Source organism: Bradyrhizobium sp. 215_C5_N1_1 (assembly GCF_052075935.1).
In the GTDB taxonomy this organism is placed as follows: domain Bacteria; phylum Pseudomonadota; class Alphaproteobacteria; order Rhizobiales; family Xanthobacteraceae; genus Bradyrhizobium; species Bradyrhizobium barranii.
Window position 1 is genome coordinate 4,916,383 of record NZ_CP197228.1, and the last position, 14,455, is coordinate 4,930,837.

Annotated in this window: 9 protein-coding genes; 3 read left to right on the top strand and 6 right to left on the bottom strand. The window is 66.1% G+C overall.

Annotation, left to right across the window (positions count from 1 at the left end; translation table 11 throughout):
- Window positions 1–75 precede the first annotated feature (75 nt).
- Both AB7G19_RS23855 and AB7G19_RS23860 read right to left on the bottom strand, forming a co-directional pair.
- Window positions 76–2,586: a penicillin-binding protein 1A gene (locus tag AB7G19_RS23855; RefSeq protein ID WP_071914354.1), complete on the bottom strand. Its 2,511-nt coding sequence runs from the start codon at window positions 2,584–2,586 to the stop codon at window positions 76–78.
- A 263-nt stretch (window positions 2,587–2,849) separates the two neighbouring features.
- Window positions 2,850–4,145: an N-acetylmuramoyl-L-alanine amidase gene (locus tag AB7G19_RS23860; RefSeq protein ID WP_354113154.1), complete on the bottom strand. Its 1,296-nt coding sequence runs from the start codon at window positions 4,143–4,145 to the stop codon at window positions 2,850–2,852.
- A gap of 705 nt (window positions 4,146–4,850) precedes the next feature.
- Between AB7G19_RS23860 and AB7G19_RS23865 the strand changes: the two genes are divergently transcribed.
- Window positions 4,851–7,946 (top strand): Rne/Rng family ribonuclease, encoded by a 3,096-nt coding sequence (locus tag AB7G19_RS23865; RefSeq protein ID WP_354234043.1) that lies wholly within the window; start codon window positions 4,851–4,853, stop codon window positions 7,944–7,946.
- Window positions 7,947–8,010: 64 nt separating this feature from the next.
- Window positions 8,011–9,243 (top strand): NAD(P)/FAD-dependent oxidoreductase, encoded by a 1,233-nt coding sequence (locus AB7G19_RS23870; protein ID WP_354113151.1) that lies wholly within the window; start codon window positions 8,011–8,013, stop codon window positions 9,241–9,243.
- Here the strand turns inward: AB7G19_RS23870 and AB7G19_RS23875 are convergent.
- A complete protein-coding gene (locus AB7G19_RS23875; protein ID WP_354113150.1) occupies window positions 9,240–10,079 on the bottom strand; it encodes a helix-turn-helix transcriptional regulator in 840 nt (279 codons plus the stop codon). The genes AB7G19_RS23870 and AB7G19_RS23875 overlap by 4 nt on opposite strands.
- A 91-nt stretch (window positions 10,080–10,170) precedes the next feature.
- Between AB7G19_RS23875 and AB7G19_RS23880 the strand changes: the two genes are divergently transcribed.
- Window positions 10,171–11,055 carry an SDR family oxidoreductase gene (locus tag AB7G19_RS23880; RefSeq protein WP_354123639.1) on the top strand — a complete coding sequence of 295 codons (885 nt, stop codon included), beginning with the start codon at window positions 10,171–10,173 and terminating at the stop codon, window positions 11,053–11,055.
- A gap of 35 nt (window positions 11,056–11,090) precedes the next feature.
- On the opposite strand, the gene AB7G19_RS23885 is transcribed toward AB7G19_RS23880, so the two are convergent.
- The 3 genes from AB7G19_RS23885 to AB7G19_RS23895 form a co-directional block, all read right to left on the bottom strand.
- Window positions 11,091–12,425 (bottom strand): dicarboxylate/amino acid:cation symporter, encoded by a 1,335-nt coding sequence (locus AB7G19_RS23885; protein WP_208086594.1) that lies wholly within the window; start codon window positions 12,423–12,425, stop codon window positions 11,091–11,093.
- 83 nt (window positions 12,426–12,508) lie between these two features.
- Window positions 12,509–13,066 (bottom strand): biotin transporter BioY, encoded by a 558-nt coding sequence (locus AB7G19_RS23890; protein ID WP_354123666.1) that lies wholly within the window; start codon window positions 13,064–13,066, stop codon window positions 12,509–12,511.
- A 106-nt stretch (window positions 13,067–13,172) separates the two neighbouring features.
- Window positions 13,173–14,360: a pyridoxal phosphate-dependent aminotransferase gene (locus AB7G19_RS23895; RefSeq protein ID WP_354123638.1), complete on the bottom strand. Its 1,188-nt coding sequence runs from the start codon at window positions 14,358–14,360 to the stop codon at window positions 13,173–13,175.
- Window positions 14,361–14,455 lie beyond the last annotated feature (95 nt).

Genomic DNA, 14,455 nt, shown 5'->3' on the forward strand with positions numbered 1-14,455 from the left:
TGCAATTCAGATCGGGATGTAGCGGCGGCGGCTGCAAAGCGCAACCGCCGGAACCGCGATCGTCCGTCTTATCCGCTAGTACAGCCCGCCGGTGCCCGGCCGCATGAAGAAGCCGGAATCCGGCTGCTGCTGCTGCGACGCCGGCACGCCGCCGCGCCCGTCGGCATCAGCAACGCCGATCACCGAATAGTTGTCCGGCGGCGCCGTGCCCGGCTTGAAGGCTTCCAAAATGGTTCCGCCGGTCTCGCCGGGACCGGCGCGCATGCCGGTCTTGGAGACGACGCGCACGAGCTTGATGCCGGCCGGCACCTTGAACGGAACGGCGGGCTTGTCGGCGAGCGCAAGCTTGAGGAAGTCGCGCGCGATGGGTGCGGCCAGATGGCCGCCGGTCGCGGCGTTGCCCCTACCGAGCGCGCGCGGCTTGTCGTAGCCCATATAGATCGCGACGGCGACGTCGGGCGAGAAGCCGACGAACCAGGCGTCCTTGGCCTCGTTGGTGGTGCCGGTCTTGCCGGCGATCGGCTTGCCGACCTCCTTGACCACGGTTGCGGTACCGGCCTGGACCACGCCTTCCATCAGCTCGGTGATCTGATAGGCGGTCATGGAATCCAGCACCTGCTCGCGGCGGTCGATCAGCTGCGGCTCGACCTGATTCTTCCAGCCGCCCGGCGCGTCGCAGCCGCGGCATTCACGCTGGTCGTGCTTGAAGATGGTGCGGCCGTAACGGTCCTGGATGCGGTCGATCAAGGTCGGCTTCACCCGGCGACCGCCATTGGCGAGCATCGAATAGGCCGTGACCATGCGCATCGCCGTGGTCTCGCCGGCGCCGAGCGCGTAGGACAGATAGTTCGGCAGTTCGTCATAGACGCCGAAGCGGCGCGCATATTCGCCGATCAGGGGCATGCCGATGTCCTGCGCGAGGCGCACCGTCACGGTGTTCAGCGACTGCCGCAGCGCGTTGCGCAGCGTGACGGGTCCCTGGAATTTGCCGGACGAGAAGTTTTCGGGCCGCCACACGCCGGCGCCCTGGCCCTGGTCGATTTCGATGGGCGCGTCGAGCACCACGGTCGAGGGCGTATAACCGTTGTCGAGCGCGGCCGAATAGACGATCGGCTTGAACGACGAGCCCGGCTGCCGGTAGGCCTGCGTGGCGCGGTTGAACTGGCTCTGGTCGAACGAGAAGCCGCCGACCATCGCGAGCACGCGGCCGGTCCAGGGATCCATCGCCACCATCGCACCGGACACTTCGGGGATCTGGCGCAGGCGGTACTGGCCTTCGACCGGCTGTCCCTCCTTGGTGTAGAGCGGATCGGCATAGATTACGTCGCCGGGCTGCAACACCTGCGCCACCGACGTCGGGGTCTTGCCCTTGGCATTGCCCTGGGCCGCCCTCGCCCAGCGCACGCCGTCGACCGTGACGATGCCGGTCTCGCGCTGCTTGCTGATGGCGCCGCCGAGCTCGCGGTTCGGCTGGAAGCCGATGCGCGCCGACTGGTCGCTGGTCTCCAGCACCACCGCCATGCGCCATGGCGAGATGTCGGAAAGCGACTTGATCTCGGCGAGCTTCACGCCCCAATCGCCCGAAATATCGAGCTTGCTCATCGCACCGCGATAGCCCTGCTGCTCATCATAGTTCACGAGGCCGGCGACCATGGCCTTGCGCGCCATGACCTGGATCTTCGGATCGAGCGTGGTGCGGACGGACAGACCGCCTTCGTAGAGCTTCTTCTCGCCGTAGCGCTCGAAGATGTCGCGGCGGACTTCCTCGGCGAAATATTCGCCGGCGAAGGTGTGGGCACCGTTGGAACGGTTGGTGACGGCCAGCGGCTCCTTGCGCGCCTTGTCGGCGTCGGCCTGCTTGATCCAGCCGTTCTCCAGCAGACGGTCGATGACGTAGTTGCGGCGCTCGATGGCGCGGTCGCGGTTGCGCACCGGATGCAGCGTCGCGGGCATCTTCGGCAACGCGGCCAGATAGGACGCTTCAGCGACCGTCAGCTCGTTCACCGACTTGTCGAAATACACCAGCGAAGCGGCCGCGATGCCGTAGGCGCCGAGGCCGAGATAGATCTCGTTCAGGTACAGCTCGAGGATCTTGTCCTTCGAGTAGGTCTTCTCGATGCGCATCGCCAGCAAGGCTTCCTTGATCTTGCGGGCGAAGGAGACCTCGTTGGTCAGAAGGAAGTTCTTGGCGACCTGCTGGGTGATCGTGGAGGCGCCCTGCGGACGCCGGTTCGAGCCGTAGTTCTGGATGAAGAGCACGCCGGCGCGCGCCATGCCGGTGTAGTCGATGCCGCCATGCTCGTAGAAATTCTTGTCCTCGGCCGCGAGGAAGGCGTTGATCACGAGCTTCGGCACCGCCTGGATCGGCAGGTACAGCCGGCGCTCCTTGGCGTATTCGCCGAGCAGCGAGCCGTCGACCGCGTGCACGCGGGTCATCACCGGCGGCTCGTAATCCTGAAGCTGAGAGTAGTCCGGCAAGTCCTTGGAGAAATGCCAGATCAGGCCTGCCACGGCCCCGACACCGACAAGGAACACCACCGTTCCCGCGGCGAACAGGAAGCCCATGAACCGCACCAGCAAGCGCATTATATGTTTATCCGTTCAAACTCTGGATCAGCTCAAGGCACCCAAAACAGGCGCCAACTCCACGTCGCGAATTTACCGGCCTACTCAATTACATCAGTGCCGGACCCAAGACGCTTGCCGAACGGGATTCTCGCCGATTCCGGAACCCCCTGCGGCATTTTTATAAAGCGCCCGCTGTGGCCAAACTAGGGCTTTTGCAACGGGACGGAAAATCCCTCTCAATTCGACGCCTCCCGGTCGTCAATTCGACGATCCCCCGGTCGTCAATTTGACGATCCGGCCGTGGCCATCCGCTTGGTCAGAAACCCGTCGATCGCCTGCGCCATCGAGCCCACGGCCTTGGACCGCCAGCCCTCGGAGACCAGATGCTCGAGGTCGCCCTTGTTGGAGACATAGCCGATCTCGACCAGCACCGACGGCACGTCCGGCGCCTTGAGGACCCGGAAGCCGGCCGACTTCAGGGGATGCTTGTGCATCCGCACCGACGACTTCATTTCGCCCATCAACAGGCGGGCAAAACGGCTTGAAAAGGTACGAGTTTCCCGCTGGGTGAGGTCGATCAGGATGTCCGCGACGTCGGTCGGCTCCTCCGCGAGATTGAAACCGGCGATCGCGTCCGCCCGGTTTTCCGCGTCCGCCAGTCGCTGCGCCTCGGCGTCGGAGGCCTTGTCGGACAGCGTATAGATAGTCGCGCCCTGCGCATCGCCCTCGGCCTTCGGCAGCGCGTCGGCGTGGATCGAGACGAACAAGGCGGCCTTGAGCCCGCGAGCGACTTTGACCCGGTCGTTGAGCGGAATGAAGGTATCGTCGTCCCGTGTCATCACCACGCGGAATTTGCCGGCCTTGTCCAGCCGGTCGCGCAGCGCCAGGCCGAAGGCCAGCACCAGGTTCTTCTCGCTCTCGCCGCCCGACTGCGTGCCGTTGTCGATGCCGCCATGGCCGGGATCGATCACGACGATCGGGCGTCCGTCGACCTTTTGCTGCCCGGCTTCCGGAGTTGCGGCGGCCGGAACCGTTGCCGGCGGCGCGTCGGCGATTGCCGGCCGCAGTTCGGGGCGTTTCTCGGGGACGAGCGACTGCACGAAGGCGGTCCGGTCGACCTCCTCCAGCTCAAGCACGAGCCGGGCCGGCTGGCCATTGGCGGCCTCCAGCACGTAGGACTTGGCGATCTTGGCCGGGCCTGTCAGGTCGAACACGATTCGCGAGCCGCCGGGCATGACCAGCCCGTAGCGGAAGGCCTTGACCAGTCCCCGCCCCTCGACCCCGGTGCCCGCAGGCAGTTGAAAATTGACTTGAGGCACATCGACCACCACCCGATACGGGTCGGCGAGCGTCACGGCGCGGAAGGTGACGGCCTGATCGATGTCGAGGATGAAGCGGGTCTGCTTGCCATCGCCGGCCAGCCGGGCGGCGGAGGCGGTGGGAAAATTCGCTACCGCAACAGAGGGTTGCGGCTGGCTTTCCGCCGCGCTCAGGCGCCAGGAATCAGCGCATACCAATGCTGCGGCGCACAGAAGCGCGCATCCCAGCAAAACCCTTTGATTTGTGCGGCTCGTCACCGATTCAGTGCCTCCGAGCGGCCCTTCTAACGCAATAGAACCACAGGGTTAATCGTCGCCTAATGACAGATATACGAAACTCCCCGACTGTGACCGCCGTGCGACGCTCCCTTGCACGGTTGGTCCATTCCACGTATGTACGGAGTGCTGACGGCCGATATTTCCGGTTGTGTCGCGTTCAGCCTCCCGGTGCAGCGCCGGAACTCTCAAGGTTTGGGAATTCCAGCGTTTTTCCGTTCCCCTCAAAGACCAGCGCGGTGCGCGGCAGCGAGGTGGAGCGGGTCAAGCCCCGGTGGCGGACGGTCCCTGGTTACCACCGCGTTTCCGGGACGGTTTTGACAGCGACGTGACTCGTTACCCGGTCCCTTAATCCCAAGGGAGCGGTTCGTAATCCCCAAGGCGAGCGCGCTCGCGCCATGCCTGGCCAGCAGCAACTGATTGAGGGGCGGCCCCGCCGCCCAATGTTTCATACGGGCCGACGCTTGATGCGCCAGACTGTGCCGACGAATTCTGAAGGACCGTTCGCGACGCTGCGGAGTGACAATCCCGCGCGCCGCTTCGGCCCTCCAGCTTCCGTTTCGGCAAGGCGCGAGAGACGGCGTTTCGGCCTTCCCCTCACCCCCGAATCAGGTGGACCGTCGCGGCACCCGGCAGCGCTAATCGCGCCCACGGTGAATCGCGCCCGCCGCCGCCAAGAGTTAAGACATGCCCAACAAGATGTTGATCGATGCCACCCACCCGGAGGAGACCCGGGTCGTCGTGGTCCGCGGCAATCGCGTCGAAGAGTTTGATTTCGAGACCGCACAACGCAAGCAACTGCGCGGGAATATCTACCTCGCCAAGGTCACCCGGGTGGAGCCTTCGCTCCAGGCCGCCTTTGTCGAATATGGCGGCAACCGCCACGGCTTCCTCGCCTTCAGCGAAATCCATCCCGATTACTACCAGATCCCGGTCGCCGACCGGCAGGCACTGATCGAGGCCGAGGAACAGGCCCATCGCGAGGCCGAGGAAGAGAGCGAGAACCGCTCCCACGGCCGCCGCCGCTCGCGCCACCGCAACTCCCGCCGCCGCAGTCAAGGCGAACGCGTCCGCAGCGACATCGTCGAGGGCCTCGAGGCCGGCGCCGATCCAGCGGCCCAGCCGGTCGAGAGCGACGCCCTGCACACCGAGGGTGCGTCGCACGAGGGCGAGCACCTGCACGCCGAGACGGAGCATCACGGCGAGCACGAAGGCCACGAGCATCAAGACCACGAACATGGCGATCATGATCACCACGATCATGACCACGAAGGCCATGATCATCTCGATCATGGGCACGACGACCATCATCACGATCATGACCACGGCCACGACGGCCAGCACGATCATCACGACCATGATCATGCCGACGAAACGCCCGCGCCTGTCGCAGCCTTCGGCGCCGAGCCCGTGGTCGCGACCGAGACCGCTTCCGAACCGCAGGAGGCTATCGCCTCCGAAGCCCATGCCGAGGCTCTCGCCGAAGCCGTGACCGCCTCCGCCGAACCGGCCGACGCCGTCTACGCTGCCGGCGAAAGCACTGATGCTCGCCATCAGGAGTCCGAGGAGGAAGACGACGAGGACGAGGACGGCGAGGAAGCCGAAGAGGAACACGTCGAATCCGTCGGCGGCGACGACGTGATGGAGGAGGTGCCGGAGCGCACCTTCCGCCCGCGCCGCCAGTACAAGATCCAGGAAGTCATCAAGCGCCGCCAGGTGATGCTGGTGCAGGTCGTCAAGGAAGAGCGCGGCAACAAGGGCGCGGCGCTGACCACCTATCTCTCGCTCGCCGGCCGCTATGCCGTGTTGATGCCGAACACCGCGCGCGGCGGCGGCATCAGCCGCAAGATCACCAGCGCCCAGGATCGTTCCCGCCTGAAGGAAGTTGTGCAGGATCTCGACGTGCCCGAGGGCATGGGCATCATCCTGCGCACCGCCGGCGCTGCCCGTACCAAGCCCGAGATCAAGCGCGACTTCGAATACCTGATCCGGATGTGGGAGACGGTGCGCGACCTGACGCTGAAGTCGCAGGCCCCAACCCTGGTCTACGAGGAAGGCTCGCTGATCAAGCGCTCGCTGCGCGACCTCTACAACAAGGAGATCGACGAGATCTCGGTTGCCGGTGAGTCCGGCTACCGCGAAGCGCGCGACTTCATGAAGATGCTGATGCCCGCCAATGTCAGCGCGGTGAAGCAGTATCGGGACGGCCAGCCGCTGTTCTCACGCATGGGCGTCGAGAGCCAGCTGGACGCGATGTTCTCTCCGACCGTGCAGTTGCGCTCCGGAGGCTACATCGTCATCAACCAGACCGAGGCGCTGGTCTCGATCGACGTCAACTCCGGACGATCGACCCGCGAGCACCATATCGAGGACACCGCGCTCAAGACCAATCTGGAAGCGGCCGAAGAGGTCGCCCGCCAGCTCCGTCTGCGCGACCTCGCCGGCCTGATCGTCATCGACTTCATCGACATGGACGAGAAGCGCAACAACCGCGCGGTCGAGCGCAAGCTGTCCGATTGCCTGCGGCAGGACCGCGCCCGCATCCAGGTCGGCCGCATCTCGCATTTCGGCCTGCTCGAGATGTCGCGCCAGCGCATCCGCGCCAGCGTGCTGGAATCCTCGACCGATCCCTGCCCGCATTGCGGCGGCACCGGCCATGTCCGCTCGGTCTCCTCGGTTGCGCTCCAGCTGCTGCGCGGCCTCGAAGAGATCCTGATGAAGGGCGCGACCCACAATCTCGTGGTCCGCACCCGCACCGACGTCGCGCTCTATGTGCTGAACCACAAGCGCGGCCATCTGCGCGACCTCGAGAACGGCTTCAAGGTCACGCTGGCCGTCATCGCCGACCCCAGCGTCAGCGGACCGCAGGCCTATCTCATCGACCGCGGCGAGCAGGTGCATACGCTGGAAGCCGCGAAGGCGCTGCTGGCGGCACAGGCCGCCGCAAGCCCGCCGCCCGTAGCCGAAGAAGTCTATGACGACGAGGAATTCGATCCGGAGCTGGAATCCGAGGTCGAGACCGAAGAAACCGAAGGCCTCACCGAAGAGCAGGCTGGCAGCGAAGCGGCTTCCGACCAGGATGGCCAGCGCCGCAAGCGCCGCCGGCGTCGGCGCGGCCGCGGTGCCCCGCGCGACGGCGAGTTGCGCGAGGATGGCGCTCCGGCGTCTTCCGAAGCGGCCGTGGCGGCCAGCGAAGGTGAAGAGGATTCCGAATCCGAACAGGACGGCGAGGAAGGTGAGGACCAGGCGGCCCGCAGCGAGCAGCAGGGCAACGGCGATCGCCGTCGCCGGCGTGGTCGTCGCGGTGGACGTCGCCGTCGCGGTGGCAACGAGGAAGGTCTCGCCGGCTCCATCGGCGACGAACTCGCGGCCAATGCGCCGTCGGAAGCGACCGATGCCGTCGCCGATTTCGACAGCTTTGGCGGCGAGGCTGCGCCCTCGATCGCGCAGGCCGAACACACCACCGCCGAGCCTGAGGTCAGCCAGCCCGAGCCGCGCGCCGAGGTGCAGATTGAGGCGCCGGCCCAGCCTGAGCCCGCTCCTGCCGCCGCGGACGAAGAGCCGGCCGACGACAAGGCTGCGCGTCGCCGCTCCACGGTCCGGGAAAAGGTGAGCTTCCTGTCGAGCAGCGCGAGCGAGCCGGCAACACCGGTTGCGGCAGCGCCAGAGCCGGTTGCCCCGCCCGCACCAGCCGCTGAACCCACGCCGGAGGCGGCAACCGAAACCCCGGCCGCCCCGCGTCGCGCCGGCTGGTGGTCTCGCCGGTTCGGCGGCGGCGAATAGGCGAACAAATCAGTTGAGACCGCCCGGCCAAACCGGGCGGTTTTGATTTGGCAAGGTCAGTACGATGCAAAGCGCAATTGTTCTCGGCGGCGGCATGATCGGCGTGAGCGCGGCGCTGCACCTCCGGCAGCGCGGCTGGTCGGTCACGCTCGTCGACCGCAGGGAGCCGGGCCGCGAGACCAGCTACGGCAATGCCGGGATGATCCAGGCAGAAGCCGTGCGTCCCTATCCGATGCCGCGCGACCTCGCTTCGCTCCTGAAGATCGCGACCGGCCGCACCAACGACGTGCGCTACAGCCTGTCGTCGCTTCATCTCCATATCGAGCCCCTGCTCCGCTACTGGTGGCACTCGGCGCCGAAGCGGCATCGCGAGGCGATCGACGCCTGGGCGCGGCTGATCGCCTACGCGACGGCGGAGCACGACATCCTCATTCGCGAAGCTCATGCCGACAATCTGATCCGCCGCGCGGGCTACCGGCATCTGCATCGCGACGCGGCCTCCTTCGATCTCGCCGTCAAGGCGGCAGAAGAAGACCAGCGCGAATTCGGCGTGAGGTTTCGCGCGCTCTCGGGGGCCGAGCTCGCCAAGGCCGAACCGATTCTGCGCGACGACCTGCCCGGTGCGATCCATTGGCTCGACACCTGGACCGTGTCCGATCCCGGCGCACTGGTCACGGCCTATGCCGAGCTGTTCGAGCGCCTCGGCGGTACCATCGTGCTCGGCGATGCCCAGACCTTGCGGCAGACCGCGACCGGCTGGTCAGTCGATACGGACCAGGGAACCATCGACGCTGCGGCCGCCGTCGTGACGCTCGGGCCCTGGTCGCCCAATCTCCTGCACAAATTCGGCTACCGCATTCCGCTGGTGCGCAAGCGCGGCTACCACATGCATTACAGCGGCGGCGCATCACTCGATCTGCCGCTGGTCGACAAGGCCGGCGGCTACGCCATGGGTCCGATGGCGAAGGGCATCCGCATCACCACGGGTGCGGAATTGACCGGCATGGACGCGCTCGCAACGCCCGTGCAGCTCGCCAGTGCCGAAGCTTCCGCGCGAGAGCTGATCGACCTCGGCAAGCGGGTCGAGCCCGACCCGTGGTTCGGCACCCGCCCCTGCACGCCCGACATGCTGCCGGTGCTCGGGCAAGCTCCGCGTCATCCCGGCCTCTGGATGAATTTCGGCCACGGCCACCAGGGCTTTACGCTTGGACCTGCGACCGGCCGCCTGCTCGCCGAGATGATGAGCGGCGAGACGCCGGCGATAGATCCGACGCCATACCGGCCTGAGCGCTTTTAGCTGTCGGCGCGCTCGGCCAGCATCTTCCTGATGCGGTCGGCATCTTCGGGCGTCGCCGGATTGTAGACGATCATGCTGAGATCGGAGCGGCCCTCGACATTGAAGCTCGAATATTCGAACGACATCGTGCCGTGAACGGGATGCCGCAGCCGCTTGGTGCCGTCGCCATGATGGCGCACGTCATTGTCGCGCCAGAGCGCCGCGAATTCCGGACTTGTCCGGCAGAGCTCGTCGACGAAATCGGCGACATGCGAGACGGCACCTGCTCGCGCCGCGTCTGCCCTGAATGCGGCCACCACGAAGCGTGCCACACTGTCCCAGTCATATTGCGCGGCGCGCACGCGCGGATCGCAGAAGATGAAGCGCAGGATGTTGCGCTGTCCCGGAGGGATCGCGCCGTAGTCGGTCAGCACGACGCTTGCGGCGCGATTCCAGGCGACGACGTCCCAGGTCGCGGTGCGTACCAACGCCGGGCTGAATGAGAGCGCATCGAGCACGCGTTGCAGCCGCGGCGAGACGCCTTCGCTCGCCTGGTAGCGCACCTCGGGCGGGCGGCCGAGGCCGATCAGGAACAGGTGCTCGCGCTCGACATCGGTCAGCATCAACGCGCGCGCGATCCGGTCGAGCACGTCGGCCGATGGCGCCCCGCCGCGGCCCTGCTCCAGCCAGGTGTACCAGGTCGAGCTGATATTGGCGCGCTGGGCCACTTCCTCCCGGCGCAGACCCGGCGTGCGCCTGCGGCTGCCGGAGAAGCCGAACGCGGCTGCATCGAGCCGGGTGCGACGGTCCTTCAGATAGGCCCCAAGCAAGTTCTCGGCGGCAGCGCTCTCACTCATCCTGTTAGCTATTATAACCTGATAAGGTCACTACTTTACCCGGATAACTGTAGCGCAGATGGTTCTCTCCACCAACACCAGGAGATTTCGCATGCGTGTTTTCGTTACCGGTGCCACCGGCTTCGTCGGTTCCGCCGTCGTTCGAGACCTGATGGCCGCCGGCCATAGCGTACTCGGCCTCGCCCGCTCCGATGCCGGCGCCGCAGCGCTCACCGCGATGGGCGCCGAGGTCCATCGTGGGTCGCTGGAGGATCATGCCTCCTTACGCGGCGGCGCCGCCGCTTCGGACGGTGTGCTGCATCTCGGCTTCAACCACGACTTCTCGAAATTCGCCGACAATTGCGAGCTCGACCGCCGCGCGATCCTGGCGCTCGGTGAGGAGCTCAAAGGCTCCGACCGCCCTCTCATCGTCACATCCGGTGTAGCGCTGCTGGCGCCCGGACGGCTCGCGACCGAAGACGATGCGGCGGCCCGCCACTTTCCGCGCGTCTCGGAAGCCACTGCCGAAGACCTCGCAGAGCGCGGCGTCCGCACCGGCATCGTGCGGCTGCCGCCCACGACCCACGGTGAGGGCGACCACGGCTTCGTGCCGCGCCTGATCGCGCTCGCCCGGGAGAAAGGTGCCGCTGCCTATATCGGCGAAGGCCAAAACCGCTGGCCGGCCGCGCACCGCCTCGACGCCGCGCGCGTCTATCGTCTCGCGCTGGAGCAAGGCGCGACCGCGCGACGCTATCATGCGATCGCCGAGGAAGGCGTGCCGTTCAAGGCGATTGCAGAGGTGATCGGCCGACGGCTCGGCGTCCCCGTCGTGTCCAAATCGTCCGAGGAAGCGGCCGCGCATTTCGGCTGGTTCGCACAGTTCGCCGGCATCGACGTTCCGACCTCAAGCACCAAGACGCGCGCTTCGCTCAGCTGGGCGCCGAAAGAAAAAGGGCTGATCGACGATCTCGACCAGCCCCATTATTTCGAGGTCTGACGGCGCCGCCCGCGCCGTCAGATTCCGCTTGCAGATCAGTCCGTCGTGACGGCCGTTTCCAGGTCGGTCGGATCGATCTGCCTGGCGAGGTTGGCGTTGAGCTTGTCGCGGTCGAGCTCACCTTCCCACCAGGCGACGATCACGCAGGCCACGCCGTTGCCACAGAGGTTGGTCAGCGCGCGGCACTCGCTCATGAACTTGTCGATTCCGAGCACGATCGCCATGCCCGGCACGAGGCGCGGATCGACCACGGCGAGCGTCGCGGCCAGCGTGATGAAGCCCGCGCCGGTGATGCCGGAGGCACCCTTCGAGGTCAGCATCGCCACCACCAGGATGGTGAGCTGCTGGCCGAAGGAGAGATCGAAGCCAAGCGCCTGCGCGATGAACAGCGTCGCCAGCGTCATGTAGATGTTGGTGCCGTCGAGATTGAACGAATAGCCCGTGGGCACCACGAGACCGACCACCGACTTCGAGCAGCCGAGGCGCTCGAGCTTCTCCATCAAGGACGGCAACGCGCTTTCCGAGGACGAGGTACCGAGCACGATCAGCAGCTCGTCCTTGATGTAGGCCAGGAACTTGAAGATGGAGAAGCCGGCGAGGCGCGCGATGGTTCCGAGCACGACGAACACGAACAGCGCCGCGGTGACGTAGAACGTCGCGATCAGGCCGACCAGGTTGAGGATCGCCCCGGTGCCGAACTTGCCGATGGTGTAGGCCATTGCGCCGAAGGCGCCGATCGGCGCCGCGCGCATCACGATGGAGATGACTCCGAACACCGCATGCGCGGCGTCATCGATGAAGCTGCGGATGGTATGGCCGCGCTCGCCGAGGCCCATGATGGCGAAGCCGAACAGCACCGAGAACAGCAACACCTGCAGGATCTCGCCTTGCGCGAAGGCGCCGACCACGGTGTCGGGGATGATGTGCAGGATGAAGTCGACCGACCTCTGGCCCTCGGCCTGCTTGGCGTAGTTGGCGACGGCCTGCGCGTTGGCGGCGGCGCTGCCGAAGCCCGCACCCGGCTTCACCAGGTTGCCGATGATGAGTCCGATCACCAGCGCGAAGGTCGAGACGACTTCGAAATAGACCAGCGCCTTGACGCCGATGCGGCCGACCTTCTTGGCGTCCTGGATATGCGCGATGCCGGAGACCACGGTGCAGAAGATGATCGGCGCAATCACCATCTTGATCAGCTTGATGAAGCCGTCGCCCATCGCCTTGATCCACTCGTTGGTGGCGAGCGACGGCCACAGCCAGCCGACCAAGGCGCCGAGCACGATGGCGATCAGCACCTGGACGTAGAGAACCTTGTACCAAGGCTTGGCGGCGGCCGGCGCGACCGGCGCCCCCGCCATCGTTGTCGTCGTCATTGTTTCACTCCCCCTCAAACTCAGAGCCAGCCAAGATCAACTTGGCCGGCTCTGTCAATCGGAACTGCTCGGAACGGTGCGCTTTACCCGCGTCGATCGACGATCCGGCGGGCCGCCGGCATCAGCGCGGCGCCCAGCGCGTTCTTGACCACCGATGCCGCAATGAACGGCGCGACGCCGACCGCCCAGGCCTTGGTTGCGCCAAGGCCGATGACGTAGGCCAGCCAGCCGAAGCCGGCGATGAAAATCACGACATGGGCGAGCGCCATTGCTCCAAACAGCAGCGCGACATTGCGATCCCAGCCGCGCTCGGCCAGCCAGCCGGTGATGAAGGCAGCCAGCACGAAGCCATACAGATAGCCGGCAGTCGGGCCGAGCAGCGGTGCAATTCCACCGACCGGACCGGCGAACACCGGCAGCCCCATCGCGCCTTCGGCGAGGTAGGCGATCATGGTTGCGCTGCCAAGGCGCCAGCCATAGGCGGCGCCGATCATCAGCACGACCAGCGTCTGCAGGGTCATGGGCACGTAAGGCAGCGGCAGATTCACCTTGGCTGATAGCGCCATCAAGGCGGTGCCGAGCGCAATCAGCACGACGGCGCGAAGTGCGCCGACGGTTTCACCCGGACGGGCCGGCCACATCAATGCGGCGAGAGGAGAATGCGGCGTGGCGACGGACGGGAGGGAACGGTCAGACAAAGTTGAACTCCGCAGGGCTGGTGTCGAGACGGCTGTCGAAAACTGGCGGCTATTTAAGCCAGTGAGCGATCCGGTCAACTGCCTCCCGCATCTCCGCTGCCGAACGCGCATAGGAAAGCCGTATGAACGAACGACCATGGATGGGATCGAAATCGAGACCCGGCGTGGCCGCAACGTGCGCCTGCTCCAGCATCTGCTTGGCGAACTCGAAACTGTCCGAGGTGAAGTCCGAGACGTCGGCGTAGAGATAGAAGGCGCCGTCGGCAGGCAGGAACCTGCTGAGGCCCGCCTTGGGCAATCCCTCGATCAGGATGCGCCGGTTTTCCTGATAGCCGTGCTTGATCTCCTCCATCTCGGCCGCGCCGTCGAAGGCGGCCTCGGCCGCGATCTGCGACAGCGAAGGCACCGAGATCGACAGGTTCTGCTGCAGCCGCTCGATCGGCCGCACCAGGATCTCGGGCACGACCATCCAGCCGACGCGCCAGCCCGTCATGCAAAAATATTTCGAGAACGAGTTGATCACGAGTGCGTGCTCCGACAGCGCCGCCGCCGTCGCCGCCGGAAACGCGTAGTCGAGCCCGTGATAGATCTCGTCGGAGATGAAGCGGATGCCGGCGTCTTCTGCCGCAGCGATCAGACCTGCGAGCGCCTCGCGGGACATCATCGTCCCGGTCGGATTGGCCGGGCTGCCGACCAGCACGCCCTTCAGCGGCGCCTTGCGATGCGCCGCCAGCAGCGCCTCGCCGGTCAGCGCGTGGCGCGTGTCATTGGTGGTCTCGATCAGCACCGGCTCGCAACCGAGCGCGGTGAGGATGTGACGGTAGGGCGGATAGCCCGGCACCGTCACGGCGACGCGGTCGCCGGGCGTGAACATCGACAGGAAGGCCAGGATGAAGCCGCCGGAGGAGCCTGTCGTCACCACGATCCGCTCGGGGCTGACATCACAGCCATAGGCATCCCGATAGTGGCGCGCGATGCGTTCGCGCAATGAGGGGATGCCGAGCGCGGAGGTGTAATCGATCCGCCCCGCCTCGAGCGCCGCATGGGCGGCCGCGATCGCGGTCTTTGGGGCGCCGGTTGCGGGCTGGCCGACCTCCATGTGGATGACATGGCCGCCTGCCGCCTCGATTCGGGCCGCGGCGGCCATGACGTCCATCACCATGAACGGGGGAACATCGCTGCGGCGGGAGGGCTCGAGCCACTGCCCCACCCGGTTCCTCAATGTCGCATCGTGCATCGAATTCTGCTATTTCGCTGGCGAACCGGTCGGTTTGGTCCGGGAAACGGGGCGCTTGCGCCCCAGACTGGCCGCATTGTACGGCTCATAAGGGC